11 protein-coding genes are annotated in these 15,115 nt (G+C 56.7%); 5 read left to right on the top strand and 6 right to left on the bottom strand.

What is annotated here, in order from left to right; genetic code table 11:
• Positions 1–58: 58 nt before the first annotated feature.
• Positions 59–4,807, bottom strand: a complete 4,749-nt coding sequence (locus JMY24_RS04290; protein WP_201701433.1) for an RHS repeat-associated core domain-containing protein — start codon at positions 4,805–4,807, stop codon at positions 59–61.
• Positions 4,808–5,799: 992 nt separating this feature from the next.
• On the opposite strand from JMY24_RS04290, the gene JMY24_RS04285 reads away from it, so the two are divergent.
• On the top strand, positions 5,800–6,459 hold the full coding sequence (locus JMY24_RS04285; protein ID WP_201701432.1) for a hypothetical protein: 660 nt from the start codon (positions 5,800–5,802) through the stop codon (positions 6,457–6,459).
• A gap of 46 nt (positions 6,460–6,505) precedes the next feature.
• Entirely contained in the window at positions 6,506–7,027 is a 522-nt protein-coding gene (locus tag JMY24_RS04280) for a hypothetical protein (protein WP_201701431.1), read from the top strand.
• A 66-nt stretch (positions 7,028–7,093) separates the two neighbouring features.
• On the opposite strand, the gene JMY24_RS04275 is transcribed toward JMY24_RS04280, so the two are convergent.
• Positions 7,094–8,866 (bottom strand): AIPR family protein, encoded by a 1,773-nt coding sequence (locus tag JMY24_RS04275; protein ID WP_201701430.1) that lies wholly within the window; start codon positions 8,864–8,866, stop codon positions 7,094–7,096.
• 1,029 nt (positions 8,867–9,895) lie between these two features.
• Here JMY24_RS04275 and JMY24_RS04270 point away from each other — a divergent pair.
• A complete protein-coding gene (locus JMY24_RS04270) occupies positions 9,896–10,279 on the top strand; it encodes a hypothetical protein (RefSeq protein ID WP_128595352.1) in 384 nt (127 codons plus the stop codon).
• Between the two features lie 33 nt (positions 10,280–10,312).
• Here JMY24_RS04270 and JMY24_RS04265 read toward each other — a convergent pair whose 3' ends face one another.
• The 4 genes from JMY24_RS04265 to JMY24_RS04250 all read right to left on the bottom strand — a co-directional run bounded on the left by JMY24_RS04265 (position 10,313) and on the right by JMY24_RS04250 (position 12,070).
• The gene (locus JMY24_RS04265; RefSeq protein ID WP_128595353.1) at positions 10,313–10,525 is read right to left on the bottom strand and encodes a hypothetical protein; all 213 of its coding nucleotides are present in this window, start codon (positions 10,523–10,525) and stop codon (positions 10,313–10,315) included.
• Between the two features lie 448 nt (positions 10,526–10,973).
• A complete protein-coding gene (locus tag JMY24_RS04260) occupies positions 10,974–11,498 on the bottom strand; it encodes a hypothetical protein (RefSeq protein WP_128595354.1) in 525 nt (174 codons plus the stop codon).
• A gap of 31 nt (positions 11,499–11,529) precedes the next feature.
• On the bottom strand, positions 11,530–11,841 hold the full coding sequence (locus JMY24_RS04255; protein ID WP_128595355.1) for a hypothetical protein: 312 nt from the start codon (positions 11,839–11,841) through the stop codon (positions 11,530–11,532).
• Positions 11,842–11,866: 25 nt separating this feature from the next.
• A complete protein-coding gene (locus JMY24_RS04250; RefSeq protein WP_128595356.1) occupies positions 11,867–12,070 on the bottom strand; it encodes a helix-turn-helix transcriptional regulator in 204 nt (67 codons plus the stop codon).
• An 87-nt stretch (positions 12,071–12,157) separates the two neighbouring features.
• Between JMY24_RS04250 and JMY24_RS04245 the strand changes: the two genes are divergently transcribed.
• Together JMY24_RS04245 and JMY24_RS04240 are read left to right on the top strand one after the other, a co-directional pair.
• Positions 12,158–13,264, top strand: coding sequence for a hypothetical protein (locus tag JMY24_RS04245; protein ID WP_128595357.1), 1,107 nt, complete (start codon positions 12,158–12,160; stop codon positions 13,262–13,264).
• Positions 13,265–13,486: 222 nt separating this feature from the next.
• A complete protein-coding gene (locus JMY24_RS04240; protein WP_201701429.1) occupies positions 13,487–15,007 on the top strand; it encodes a hypothetical protein in 1,521 nt (506 codons plus the stop codon).
• The last annotated feature ends 108 nt before the right edge of the window (positions 15,008–15,115 follow it).

The following is a 15,115-nucleotide window of genomic DNA, read 5'->3' as shown; positions in this document are numbered from 1 at the left end:
TCCGCTAGCATCGCAAGCATTACGCTGCGCTCGCTGCCTTCAAACGGCACCGGTGTGTTCAGGGCTCTTCACACACCGGCGCAGGATTGCAGGGCGAAGGCACTTCTTCCCAGTCAAATATTTGCACACATGGATCGCGCGGAGGAGGCTGGCACTCAACCCAGGTCACGGTGTACAAAGTGTCGAGATGGGAACAGTCGCAGCCCAAATTCGCGAACTCCGCTATGAGCGATTCAAGCGGTTGCAACTGGGGGTCAGTGCCAAGCAGGCAGATGAGGAAGCAGGGGTCCGGTATGCTTTTGGTTAGCTGCTGACAAGTCGTCCCAGGCGCTGCTGGAGGTACCGGTGGAGGCGGCGGCGCTTTTGGCCCAACAGCCTGCAGTCCTCTCAAATCTGTTCGGTTTATAGGATCATTAGCGACGTAGCCGTATACGTTCGGCCCCTCTTTAAATTCAACGTTTCTCAATGGATCCCGAGAGGCCCAACGTCCGACATTCGAATCGTAGACGCGAAATAAAGTAGGGTGAAGGGACATTGCGACAAACATCCCAGCGAATCCGAAGTCAGCCTCAATGTCCCCCGCTACACGAGTCCGACGTCCGAACGGATCGTAGGTGTAGCGCGCGTGGACCGTGCCGCGTATGTCCGTTAATTCGCGAATAGAACCTAGGTGGTCCCGTGTGTAAAACAACGCTACGGCCTGCGGACCACTATTAACGACTACCCCCCACGGGAGGAAGTGCTTGACTGTCGAACCGTCAGAAGTCCGTTCTTCGCAAATCTCAGAGTCCGACCACAGGTAACGCTTGTTGGCTACCTCTGTACCACTCACCGTCTGCCGCAAGCCGACGCGGCGTCCGACCCCGTCGTAGCTGAATTCCGTTCTCTGTTCGCCTGTAATGATGGCCGTTAGTCGCTGTTCGCCGTCCCATTCGTAGCTGGAAGGCGCGGCTGAATCATTGGCGACGGTAGTCAGCTGGTTCAGTGAGTTATAACTTGAAGCTGTCGTAGTAGAGCCGATCTGCTCGGAGAGTCGGTTCCCCGCCAAATCATAGCCATAAGCGTAAGCAATCGGCGAATTTCCACTCCGGTCGGCGACAGCAGTTTTGAGTTGATCTGCGTCATCATAGCCCAGCGTGTACGAAATCCCGTCATCAACTTGCGTCCATGTACTGATCCGGCCCGTAGGCGTGTCGTAGCTGTATATAAATTTGGGAATTACAACTTGCCCCCTGACGTGCGAGATTTGCTGAAGGCGGCGCTCAGGAACGTCCGCATAGCTGAATCTAGTTACCGGACCTACCCTACCGCCAAGAACGAGACTGGAGTGGGTGATAGTCGCTAACCGGGGAGAGGCGCCGTCGTAGGTGTACCCGGCGTGAAATCTGAAAAGCGGTGATCCGAAGATATTCGATTCGCTGAAAAGGCGATTCGCTGCATCCTTGGCGTAAACAGAACTGACCTCGTTGATCTTCCTTGCGTTGCGCCTTCCCAGTTCGTCGTACTCGTAGGATATCTTGCTATTAGGAAGCTGTCCGACGATAGAAGCAAGTTTTCCTGCGCCGTTCCTCGAAAAAGGGCTGCGGATGGGATGGTACGTGTAAAAGGTAGTACCCGTTCCATCCGTCATTGAGGACACTCGCTCGTAGTTCGCGTCGTAAGTGAAGGTTACGTGCGGAGTTGGAACAGCGACATTGGCATAGCTGATTTCTCGAAGAGTACCGTCCCGGTAGTAGTTGTATTGCGTCACCTGAAGCTTTTCATCAATCCGTTGACGTAGGCGACTAGTGGTAGCCTCGTAGCGATACGAGACTGTTGAGCCGTCTGGGTACACCTTGCTTTTAATGCGACCCTGCAAATCGTGGAACCACGTCGTCGTACGCCCCATCGGGTCCGTCAACCGCCTCAGGGCCCCACATTTGCACCACTCAAAAAGGGTCTTTCGATTCAGCGGGTCGGTGCGGCTGCTAAGCTGACGCACAGGGTTATATTCATACAGCGTAACTCTGCCTGCGCGATCTTGCACTGATGTTCGGTCAAGGCCCGTGTACCCTAAGGTCGCAAAGGTGTTGTCGGGATACGTAATCTTCCGTATCCGGTCGAGGTTGTCATATTCGAAAGCGAGCGAGTACCCATCCGAATCGGTGTGAACGTGAATGCGGCCGACCTCGTCGCGTTCTATGGTGATAGACGCTCCAGCCAACGGACCCTTCACTGTCGTGAGAAGGCCGTCTTTGTACAGGTATTCGGTCGTGTCTCCGTTTGGTTTAATCTCCTTGGTGATCTGGCCAAAAGAGTTGTACTCGTATTTCGTCGTCTGTCCAGCTGCGTCCATCCTTGCAACTGGTAGATGTTGGTCGTTATAGGTAGTCGCAGAAAGCAATTCGCTCTGACCCGCGCGAGTCTGCCGGACCTCTAAAAGGTCGATTCCATTGTTGGGATCGTAGCCGTAAGACATGGTGCGGCCAACGGGATCGACCGTTTTGGTGACATTGCCGAACTCGTTGTATTCGTAAGTGTAGATCTGCGTGGACCCATCGTCGAGGACCCTGCCGACGTGGGCAGGTTTGTTTGTGCTTCCGGACCAAATGGAGGAGTCCTCTACCGAGCCTTGGCCGTCATAGTCATACCAGACTCGGTTCTCCAGCGGCGCTTTAAAGCTCTCAAGGATGCCTGCTGTAACGTGCTGATCGACGTGAAGCCAGTGGTAGATTCTCGCCTTGGCATAGTCCATCGCAGGGGGGGTGACAGTGTTATTAGCCGCGTGTGCGAACGCCTGCCTGTCCCAGTAAAACGTGTTCCGGAAAGTAAGAAGATCGTTATCAGTCGCCATGCCGCCGGGCACGCTGTGCGGCGGCTCGGATCCGTCACCCGAGCCGCCCGGCGTGAACACCAGGCCACGAGTCTGGTTAAATTCGACATACTCGCTGTTGCCATCCGGATACGTGATCTTTAACGAGCGGGTGTTGCCCGGCTCGGTCTTCGAAAACGTCGTTGTGCCGTAGGGTGTTATCAATTTAACAATGAAATCGCTCTTGGACCCGTCTGCACCGTCGAGGTCATAGCTGAACGTGCACTGGTGGCCCATTACGTCAACGATAGCGACGAGCCGCCCGGACAGGTCGTATCGGAAATGAGCGGAGCGCCCAAAAGGGTCGGTTACCTTGGTTATTTTGAACGGGTCGGGGTTATCGTAAAAAATGGTTGTGACCTTAGCGATCGACTGACCAACGGGGACCGGACCGGTGACCGGACCGGTGGCATCGAAAATTTTGACGATCCGCAAGCTTCTTCCAAACTGGGGACTCGGCAGCCCGACGCTCTGATATTCAAGCGTGACGGCGTTTCCGAAGGGATCGATGACCTGCGTGAGAAAGACCTTCCGGGACTGGAACGCCTTATCGCTTTCTGCAAAGATTCTCTTGCTCCCGTCTCTGCAGACCATCTCGTAAGAGTCGGCTGAGGTGCGGGTTAGCCTCGTCTGGTCGAGTTGCTGGACTGCGAACGTTTTGGTGGCGGGGTCAAAACCACCAAATGTTCTGACTCCGCCGCCCATGATGTAGTAGTCGACATCGTTGCTAGAGCCCTTGTCGACAATGTAGGCCAGCCAATCGAACGTCCATTTGTATCCGAGGTTCGAATAATGAAAACCGGTCGACGGTTGAGCTGCCTCTCGCTGGCTGTAGCGCACTCTGAAGCGGACCTCGGGACCGAACGCAGGAGCATAGCCGACGGGCTCGTCGATAATGTTCAGGCTCACTAGCATCAAGTGCACCCTTGCGACAGCCATGCCCTTGCAGTCGTCGCTGTCCTTGTTGCACGAACTGCCCCCCCCAGAGGTGTGCGGGTCGCATGGACCATGTGGCTTCGGATCGTTGGAAGTAGTGACTCCCTTCCCCCATACTTGCTCGCCTTCATGAGCGTCTACGGCACGCCAGCCGCGTGGCAGGTCCCCCTGCGGAATGAGAAAGTAACCGCTGGTCTCTTCGTCCAGCGCCGCCCCGGTGGCCATGACATTGCCGCCGAATGTCGGATCCTCAAGCAGGTAAAGATCGCCTTCTTGCCGAATCACCGCGGCGAAATGATCTAGCCTGAAATGCGCCACAGAGGGCACAATGATTGATGCGTGTTGCGCGCGGAAGGCCATCTGATAGTCGAGGCCCAGTTTTCCCGACAACTTTGCCACTTGGTGCAAGTTGAAACCTTTCGGCGTCGATGCAGTGGCGTTGATCACATCAGTCCTGGGGTTATGCGGATCTACTGACTGCTTGATGCGGTGTAGGGCGAGAGGGCCACACCGGAACGCCACGTCGGGACGCATGTTCATGGTCCAGAGTCCTTCCCGAGCGCCACAAATCAGTTCCGTGGCGGGGCCGCTGAACACATGATCCGCAAGAGAATCGAGGAGGATTTGTAGATCGTCCTTGCGTCCCAGCCGCGCATACATGTACGCCAACTCGCCGACAATGCGGTCGGTTAATGGCTGGGCGGCCCTGGCTGTGACCAATTTAGCGAGATCCCACGCGTCTTCCCAAACGCCTAGGGCCTTCGAATAATGCCCACTGTGGAAATACGCAAGCCCCAGGTTGAGCATTAGCGGAAGTGCCCACGGCGACCTTGGGTGCGCGGTGAGAAAAGCAGTCACACTTGAGAAATCGTCACGGTCGGGCCGCTGCGTATATTCTTGTAGCGCAGTCGACAGCGCAGCGTTTTCGGCGGCTGTGGGATCGCTGCCTACTGGTATCAACGGCTCATTGAATACGCGAGCGCCAAAAGTGAACTCTGCTGTGGGGCTAGATGAAGGCATGGCAGCTCCGACTTATTCAATACGGGCCTGCTCGAAACGTCGGCTCGCCGGGCAAAACGAATAGATTAGTGATAGGCGGAAACAGGGAGCAACGCAAGCGCTTCCGGTCGTGCTCACGAATCCACGAAATCGTCTCGGGACCGAAACATTTCGGTATCGGTTGATCATTAGCTGGTTACTACTGATCCCCCAAGATGTGATCGATCGAAGTTCCCTTTGGAACGAAGGCGTCGAAACCCCATTGAGCTTTTTGCCGGCGTCCCAAGACGCGCGATCGAATTCGTTCGCGAAAGTGTTTACAACGCGTGCGATGGTCGCTGAGCGACTTTGCCAAAGGGTCGACGCGCAGGCGAAAAAAGTGGAACCTAGCGGCTAGCTAAAGACCGGTTTCCGGTGGGAAGCCGACGACTGAACGTCCGTTCGACCGTAACCGCGAATGTCGCGTGATGGCCGGTCTCTGCCTGACGGCGATCGGCGGCACGCGACCCCGGAACTGCCGTTGCAGTCGCGCGACTACATGTCCGCTCCTTGCTAAAGTTGGCACATTGAACGGTCGATTGATGTGTAGGCGCGCCTAAGCAGCTATTCGCATACGCACACCCGTGGCGAAGTATTGAGGATGCCATCGACTCAAGCGACCACCGTCGCATGAGTCGGGGCAATTACCTACGTATGCAGAGATAGGCGCCTATCAGGGCGCCCGCTCCCGTGTGAATCGTGATAAAGCGCGCTGGCGTAGGCAGTCGCAGAATAGCGATAGCACAAAGCGTAGTAACGCCATACTTTGGTAGCGGTTAGCGTATGTACACGCGTCGAAACCGGCTGAAATCGTTGCAACGCTTCGGCTTGCCGAGTTTCCGCCGCAGTGGAACCCGGCTCACGCTGCGAGACTGGACCCTTTCTGTGACGAGTCGGCTTTCGCGGCTTGCTTTCCTTCCAATTGCGATTATCCTTAGATCTTGCTTACGATCCGTCGCCTGCGGGAGTCTGCAATGAAGCTCGTTCGGATGTGTCGTCGAATAACAGCAGCGGTTTTCGTCATGTCCACACCGTCAGTTATAGCGCAAGGCACTTGCGACTGCACCCCCGAACTTCCTATCGATTGCAGGATAGATCACGAGCAGATCTATAACATCGCCGGTTGCCGCGCGGAGGCGGGGTTGGGGTGGAATTGGCTGGGAACTGTATCAAGCGGACGCCCCACAGACACTTGCGTTGCGACGGCTCCTCTTGGTTATATCGTGACTGACGTCGTTGAGACCAATAGGTCGGTGAATCACGGCCTTATAAGTTACTCGAACGTTGCACCCGATACCGATTACGATGTTAGGGAAATTATTGATACCGCTTATCAGGATGCCTTTGATATGTCGGCGTCACTTTCTGATAAAAATGAAAAAAAAGAGATCCAGGAACGCATAAAACAGCAACATAAAGAACACTTGGACATCTACGAAAGGTATAAATCCAATCGACAAGCCGTGATGGTGAAAGCCACTGCCTACCCGCAGGGGGGTCCGGGGAACTTAAAGCAAAGTTGGGCCAAAGTGGAGGTCCGATTCAAGGTCCGGTGCATTGCACCAGTCAATATCGAGCAACAGATACAGAGACGAACGGGTTTGGACAAAGCAAAGTCGGCAGCGGCGAAGTGACATCGGTCGAACGCATTCTCGGCATACCACTCGTTCGGAATATCTCATGGCCGACCACAAGTTGGGCTCGCGACCGCAGTTTCTTAGCGCTATTTACCACAGCCCCGTCAGCCTGCTCGCAAAAGTCATCCGCGACGGCGACGCATTAATTCTGGCTCTGCGCGACTGCAACGAGTCGGCAGTTCACGACTCCCTGTTTAATTTCTCTGTCAGTGCCTTCCATCTTGTCGACTGGGTGAAGAAACTTCGGCCCGACCTCGAGCAGAAGGTCAATGACTTACTAAACGGCTCCGAACCTCTTCGGGCGTGCCGCGACCTCGCCAACGCAAGTAAGCACGTCATCTTGAAGCTAGATGAGGGCCCGTACAAGCAATATCCTCCCGTACTGCAAGATGCTGTCAAACGTTCAGCACCTGCAGCAACTAGCACGCCCAATACGCCGGCATTGCCCCCGCAACCATGGCGGCTCAAGGTCCAAATGCAAGACCGCACAATCAGAGTTGAAGAAATAGTGGAGGAGGTCATCGATCAATGGCAAAGGTTTTTTACTGACAACGCCATTGCGTAATTCCCGCGCCTGCAAGCCGAAACCGTCACCTCTCCGAATAGCCCTACCCGCGGCCAACGCCCGGAGTCATTCGACTGAAACGGCTATGCCCTGTAGGGTTGCTTCCACGGATGGGATCGCACGTAAGGCTCCCAGTTGCGTGCCTACCTGATCGACGATTCTCTTCAGCGCGTTGTCCTCGTCTAAATAAGCTGCGAAATCTTCGCCGATTCCCTGCACTACAAATGGCAACACCATTTTAATAACCGGCACCCATTTTATTACGAGGGATTCAATCTCGTTATTTGCGCGCAGAGACTCGTGATACGTGAATTTCACCGTCTTTGCGTTTAGAGGTTTCCCGCATATAATCGACGCCAATGCGCCGACCACTGCGATCACGAAATTTTTCGAACGCAGTCCTTGAAGAAACGCCAACCAGGTTTTCTCTTGCTCTGTGGGCGTAGCTTTATCGTTCAGCTCTTTTTTTATTTGTTCGATCGCCTTTGAGACTGCTACCGCCACAAGTAAGTGTTGTGCTTTGGTTTCATGAAAAGCGCTATCATAGACCGTTTTAGTCTCAAATACATAGTTTTTGCCTCGATTAGCACTCACATAATCGCCGTGCAACGCCACCAACGGTTGCGCCGCGATCTCAATCCCAATTTCTGCAGCGGCACTATCAAACCCCCGTTTTAAAGAATAGGTGTGGCCCAATTTACTGAATTCAAGTTCGAGTTGTTTCTGCTCGGAACTGTTGCTGTAATGATCCCAAGTCGTGATGTAATTCTGAGTATTATTATATTCAACGATTTTTTTTACTTTTTCGGGGTCGTTGCACACGATGACCTTGCATAAAACGTTAATTTTCCCGATCGCTTCAAGGTCTGTCGCAGACGATACCGATCCGGTGGTCTGTGCGCCATTTATAATCGAGATGCCCTCGAACGTCTTGAGGTCATCGCTCACCGCCGTTGTGAGAATCGAAATTCCGTTATTGAAGACAAAAAAATCATTTGGCGCATTTTCAGCAGTAGCACGGATAGCGTTGTTTATTTTCTTCCTGCGGCTCATGCCCATGAATCCTCGGTAGTTAGCCGAGAATAACTCATTGCCATGTTTTTGAAAGAGCTCATAGAGCCATCGACCGTTCACGAATCCGATATGCGCCTTCCAACCGTCGCCTTCCTGGCTGCTAATGATCTGGCCATCAAACTCAACACTCTCGCGTACAACGATTTGCTGCGAGTATGCAATGTACAGCTTCTCCATTGAGCTGCAGCCAAGTTCTTTCTGGGTGACCAGAATCTCTTTTCCGGCGAAGGCATTTCGCAGGTAAGCAGCGCAGGTCTCCAGCTCTTTCCTAACATTCTCTGTCTCGCCGCAATTGTGCGTGTACAGCAATTCGATACCGTCTAGCTCATCGGCTTCGAGTAGCGCGCGCACTTCGATAATTTTTGTTCGCAACTTTTCGGGAACATCCTTCAGATCCCCAACCGTTAGCCACGCAAGTCCGGCGTTGAGATCCGAGGCCTTGTTTGCTGACGCTGCTACCTTGAAGACTCCGTTCGCCGTGTAATACCCTTGAGCGATGTAAAGGGTGGAGTTCTGAACGTAGAGGAAGTCGATCTTCTTGTCACCCGAACCGTCGGTCAAGCCGTCAGCAGCTAACTTGTCTATATCTGGTTCGTCGAGATAAGCAGCCATACACCAAAGCTGATGCGCATTTCCTTCACCATATTTATCGATGAGGTCTTTTCTTTTTCGGAATGCTTCGAGGTGAGTCATGTTCGCGTGAGAGTAATGAAGGCGGCCCAGTATCGCGTTGTCGAAACCCGCCGTCAACAACTTGCGAGTCATCGGCACGCGCTCTGTTGAGCGCCGGCGGGGTCCACCCGTCGCCGCAACTGCACGACTGCTTTCTGAGTACAACGGCCGCCTGAATGTCAAAGAGAGGGACTAGGGAGAAGTCCCTTCGTGGCCGAGAGCACCAGCTCCGTGAGCGTTCTACACAGCTGACGGGGGATGGCCGGTTACGGAGCGGAGCCGACGCCTGAATGTCGAACCGTCGATGCATGTGAGAGGCGGTTTTTTGGCCGGACTGCGACCATCAACGACTGCGTATCTCGCGCCAGCCAGCCCGAGCGTCATAGATCCGGATCATCCCGCCTGAAACAGGTCGGCTCGCTCCAAGACAGAGGCCGGCGCTCATTTCCGCCTGGGAGCAGCCTCTGCTGCTATCTCCTCGGCCTGAGCTTGTCGCCCGAGCGGCTGACAGGGGTCGAGCATTGCGCTAACAAATCTCGCGGCGGCAAAAGCTATCTCGAACGCCTCAATTAGGTCGTCCGACACGATGGGGTCTATTGACCTGTTCACGCCGACTAGGCCGCACCCTTAATGGCACTTCACACAAACCGGTGCGCGAGCTGGTACGGGCGCGCAACGTGGACGACCGGCGCCTACATGCGCTATCGTGTATGGAAGGTGGCCGGGCCGGCCGCAACCAGGAGTCGTACGATGCAATCTGTAATCGAAGCTTTCGAGCGCCCGATGACGCGCAGGCTGTACGCGGTCGCTGTCGCCGTCATACTCGCGGAAGCGCTGCTTCGGCACTTCTGGACCCAAGCGCCGCATCTAAGTCCTAGTTGCGCCTCACGCACCTCGCCATAGTGGACGCGCATGGTGTCCTCGCTATTGTGCAGCGAAACCACTACTCACCCGATGGCCTCGCCGAGGAGAGAATCCTAGAGCAAACCACCAGCGCGGCCACGAAGCGCATGGGGTAGGATCGGCGGGACCGTAACAGAGGGTCGGCATTACGTCGGCCCTTTTCCGTTGCAAGTCGTTGATTTCAAGGGCTCAAAATTGAGCCTCACACGGGGAGCAGCGATGGACGACTTAGATTCCGCAAAGGCACTGGTATTCGGCTTCAGCGCCTTCACGTGCCAGATACGAGGCTATTGGATGGCCGGGGAACTGAAGGGCGGCGACCCAGTGGTGACGATCCGCGAACACGCCGAGCAAATGGCCCCGTTCCTCTGCCTCACACCCGCGCAGTCGGTCCTTTGGATGAAACTGCTGCCAGACGAATCGCTCTTGTGGGGCGTGGGGCCAGGCATCCTAATGCGGGTCGGCGCGGAAACAATCACGGCGCTCGAACTCATCGAGGGCGGCGGCGACGAAGACATAACCTTGTCCAAGCTCGCAATCGTCCTTAACGATGTCTGCAACAAGCTCACAGCCCTGCCGGCGCCCTCGCATCAATCGGCGTAGGCGCACACATCAGCGCACCACGCCGAGCCCGTCTTAGCCACGCCACTCTTCGGTTACATTGATCCACGCGGATTCGGTCGCCTTCAGCCAGACGCCATTCGCGCCCTCCTCCCACGTGTACGTCTTTTGGCGCATCACCGCACCCTGCTCGAAACACGTGTCTGTGAGCACGTTGCTATTCGCGTCGTACGTGTATTGGTGCGGCAGCGCACCCGGTTCAAACGTCACGCCGTTCGCGTCCTTCACTAAGAGTCTTACGCCTTCTGCCATTTCATTACCTTTTGATTCGCTACGTTGGATTCACTCGGTAGGAGTGCTTACGCAAAAGGATGGCATCACTACAGCGCGTCGAGCGGGCAAAAAAAGCCCACTGCGAACAGTGGGCGAATCGGTTTTTGGATTGATACGCAGCGTGAAGCCACCAGACCATGCTCGCGTCACGATTCGCAGTTCGCCACATAGCAACAAACCCCCGGATTACCGGGGCCTGTATCAGACGTTCGTGTTGTTCGACGGCACAGTGACGCGATGCGTCATGCCGGAAGAAGTCGGCAAGGGGACCGTCGTGCTGAGCCTCTTCGTCTTCGTAGCGCCGCCGACGTTGGTGTTGTTGGTCTGTTCGACAACCACCGTGATCTGGCTCGCAATGCCGTCGCGAGCCGCGCGAGGGTGGCCCGGGATACGTTGCTGGCGCTTAGCCGACCTGGCCGTTAAGGCAAATCGACTTGAGCATTTTGCTGGGGCTGTACAGCGTAAATACCGACGTGCGGCTCACAGCGCGCGGGTTCGATGCAAGGTGGCAAGCGAGGCGCGCTTGCACGGCTTGGCACAGCTTTGCATCGAGTTCGGCGATCACGGCATCGAGTTCGCGCGCTTGGATTTCAGCCTCTTCCTTGTGGGCGGTCGCTTCAGCCGAGCGCAGCGCAGCGGTCGCGTTTGACAAAACCGCATTGCGGGTATTCAAGGATGCTTGCGACTGGCTCAGAAGGTTCTGAATATCGGCTTGGTCGTCTTGCGACAGGCGCAACTGCATTGCCCACTTGCCAGCCGGATCGCCGCCCTGTTTCGTTTCGCGCACGGCTTCCTCACCGCGCGCACGCGCTTCAGTGAGGCGCACCAGCAGCGCGGAATTCGCATCCGCCGCGGCCTGAAGCGACGTGCCTGCTTCGGTATGAGCAGCGCGGGCGCGGGCGAGGTTTTCGAGTGATTGAGTGGTCATCGTAATACTCCAATGGGTTCAGTGGTCGGGCTTAGATGAGGCTCGAACGGGTATCGGGAATCGTGCGGACGGTCAGGTGAACGCGGACGGCATTGAGGCGCGCATTACGGGCTTCCTGAAGGGTTTGCGAGGCGACGCGAATAGCAGCCTCATGTTCGGCGGCTGCGGACTGTTCAGCGGCGCGTTTCGCAGCTTCTGCGGCGGCCTCTTCGTTGGCGAGTCGCTGCGCTTCAGCCTCAAGCTCGCGAACGTATTCGCGCAGCCTGGCCGTAGGGTCGCCAGCGGTGAGCGCCTTCGTGAGCGCAGCGCGGGCCGCTTCGATCTTCGTCTTCAGTTCGGACACATTCGCCTCCTTTTTTTCGTTGCCATCACTTCTCCGTTTGCGGCTCGCTTGCCGCGCTCAACCATTTCAAAATCGCCGACTTCAGCCAGCGCTTCCGTTTGCCCAGCAGGATCGGCTCAATGAAAGCGCCATCCTTGACCATCCCATTGAATGTGGACCGGCTCACCGTCAGCAGCGTGGCGACCTCATCAGCATTCAGGAGGATCGGGCCGTCGTCACTTGTGCTCACGGCTCCTCCGTAGGTTCGAGTCAATTCGAGCTGAATCAACCCATATCCGCCACTATCACGTCACGACACGCGACCGCAAGAGGATTCATGCGAGCGCGAATAAAAGCCCTCAGACTCGAGTGGATTGAATTTCTGGATTTGAAATGGGGAGAGCGGCCCGGCAGCCCGCAAAGCATGTTCGTGACCGCACGATTTCGCTTGACGAAAGTCGTCAAAACCAACGCGGGACGCCGCAAAGGAACGCAACCCATGTATCACCAATTCAGCGAGAGCAGTCCGTCGCATCTTCGGCTCATGGCCCAGCTTGGCTATGACGCGCAAGAGCAAATGGGCAAGAGTCAAGCCCATGCCAGTTTGCTTCACAGCACGTTGGGCAACTCAGGTAACACGCACGCTGCATCGCATGCGCCCGCAAATCCGCAGCGCGTAATTCAGCGCAGCGCCGTATCCGATATCGACCGCGAAGCAGAGCGCAAGTACGGCGAACGCATGACGGCATTGCAGCGCCAACGTGCCAAGCGCGGGGATAGCCGCCAGGAGGCCGAACAACTTCGTCGCATGTCTGAAGCGCGCACCAATGGCGGCATCAATGACGAAGACGACGAGGAGATCGGAGCAGACGGCGTACCAGTAACGCGTGGCAAGAAACGCGCGAAAGGCTCGTTTGAACGCCTGAAAAAGTCCCTCGCAGCGAAGGCCACCGATTCAGTCGAGACACTCATGAAATCTCTGCGGACTATCTACGGCCCGCGCACATCTATGGCGAAGGCGGCCGGCATCGAGCACGGCGAGTCGTTTGAGGAGCGCTATGGCATCGGTGGCGCTCACGTTTCGCACGCAGTCGGGCCGCGCACCGCTCGCCCGGCAGCGTCCACCGCATCACTTGCGAAATCCATTGAAACCGTCCGCGAACGCTTCGACAAAATTTTGGGAGTCACACCCATGCAGAACTTGAATAAAAAGGTTGTCGCCACCTCTGAAAAGCTCGCTAAGAGCCTTCCCATTGGCCCAGTGCGCGGCCTGCGCATGGCAGCCCCTCAGTACAGCGCGGAACACGTCGAAGGCGCAGCGCAAATGGCGCTCGCCCACGGGGCCATTGATGCACAATCGGCCCAAGTGATCGCCAACAGCCTCGCGCTTGGCGGCGTAGGCGCAGTGCCCAGCGCATTAATGGCGAAGCTGCGCGGCGAGTAACTCTGCAGATTGCACACAGTTTCGAGCCCGGTTCGCCGGGCTTTTTCATGTCGAATCGTTGTACGAAAACCACGATTCAATAAGGTTTTCTGGACATATCCGCGCGCCCCGGTAGTGACGCCAGCCTCTATCCATTGAAACGAGATAGGCGGGCATCACATGAGGCATGCAGCACGACACGAACCCATTGGCCGCGCGATTGGTGGATGGCCGATTGCCGTCATGACGATGGCCGACGTGGTCTTGCGCACAAACCCCGACTATCCGCAGCTCCAAACCTTCCATTGCAGTAGTCTGCGCTGCGATATCAGCCCCAGCGCCTGCGCGGCCAACTACACGCGCACAGACCCGCCGATCTCATGCAAGGGCTGCCCGATTGGATCGGCGCACGCCGGCGGTCTGAACCACCGCAACGAGACCGACCGCCACACCAAGGCAGATGCCGCAAGGGCCTTGGCCTGCATCCGTTGCGAAAAGAGTGCTCACACCAACAAGCGCCTCATTGGCCGCATGAGATTAGTGAGATCGGCGACCCTGTGCGTGTCGTGTCTGAACAGACAGCTTGAGGTCGAGAAAGGCGCGAACAGTAAGGGTGCAATGCCACGCCTCGTTCTAAAGCCCGCTTCCGTCACCATTGAGAAGGACGGCGTGCGCTGTAAGCTTGACATCGGCCTGCGTATGAACTGGCACGAGTGCGCCCGTTACGTCGAGCGTATCCACGCGGACGCGACCGTGATCAAGATCGTCTTCGACGGCGAGACTGTTCAGCAATACAGCCTTTGGACGCCGCTGCCGTTCTCGCCGTGGGAACCCGGCATGGTTCGCGACGAGAAGCCTAGTAAGCCGAAGCGCACATACACCAATCGCAGCACGCGGATCGCCAGCAAGAAGACCAGCGCCGCTGCATCGCCCGTTGATTGGGACGATTGGGATACGCCGCTCTACAAGGTCCGAATGCCGGTCGAATCCGATGAAAGCGACGCCGATAGCAGCCGCCAAGCGCGCCGCTGCGGATGGTTGCGGCCTATGTCCGAAGAGGACGACGCAGCCTATCGTGTGTCGTTCAATGAGCCCGCACTTGAACCCGAATCCATCGCAGCGTTTTGGGATGGCATGAACGCCGACGGCCTGCCTGAATTCGTGCAGTGGCTTTGCGAGGACTGGCCTACGCTCAAGCGCGCCCCCCGAATGGAAGCCGAGCGCCGCAGACAAGGCAATCCTGAACCGCGGCCTGTCCGATCACCTAGTTGGCTGCGCAGTGTACGGATATCCGAAGAGGCAGCAAGAGGCCGCAGAGCCCCCGCGACCGCCGCAGATGCCGCGGCATCGCCCGAAGTGGTCGATCCTGCCGTGAGCGATTCCGAGCGGACTGAGCGCGAATCCGAATGGGCTGGATGCTACCTCGTGCGCGACGGCATGACGACGCACGTTTGCGACTACGTCAAAGAGCGCGGCATCAGCGACGAAGAGGCAGCCATCGTTCTCGGCATGTGCGATCCGGACTACACCGACGAGCCCGAGGCCGCCGCGACACTGGAACCAGAACCGGAACCCGCGCCGGAACCCGCGAAGGCCGAGCCCGCACCGAAGAAACTCACCGGCAAGCAACTGCGCAAGCTCGAAAAGGCCGAGCGCCGCGCCGAGCGCCAGCAAGGCGAGCCGCAGCCCACACCGAATCGTATGCCCGCGAAACAGACGGCCATTGCCGCGCGTGCTTACGCCCTTCTGCACGCTGGCAAATGAAGGCTCATTTTGACTGAACCGGCCAGCGCTGGGGTCACTCGTTGCTATTCAACACGCCAGCGAGGCCGAGCGCAATAAAACCAGGGCGCGCTGGATCTTTCGCTGCCA

Source organism: Paraburkholderia kirstenboschensis, from assembly GCF_904848585.1.
In the GTDB taxonomy this organism is placed as follows: domain Bacteria; phylum Pseudomonadota; class Gammaproteobacteria; order Burkholderiales; family Burkholderiaceae; genus Paraburkholderia; species Paraburkholderia kirstenboschensis.
This window is presented reverse-complemented; position numbering and strand designations above follow the sequence as displayed.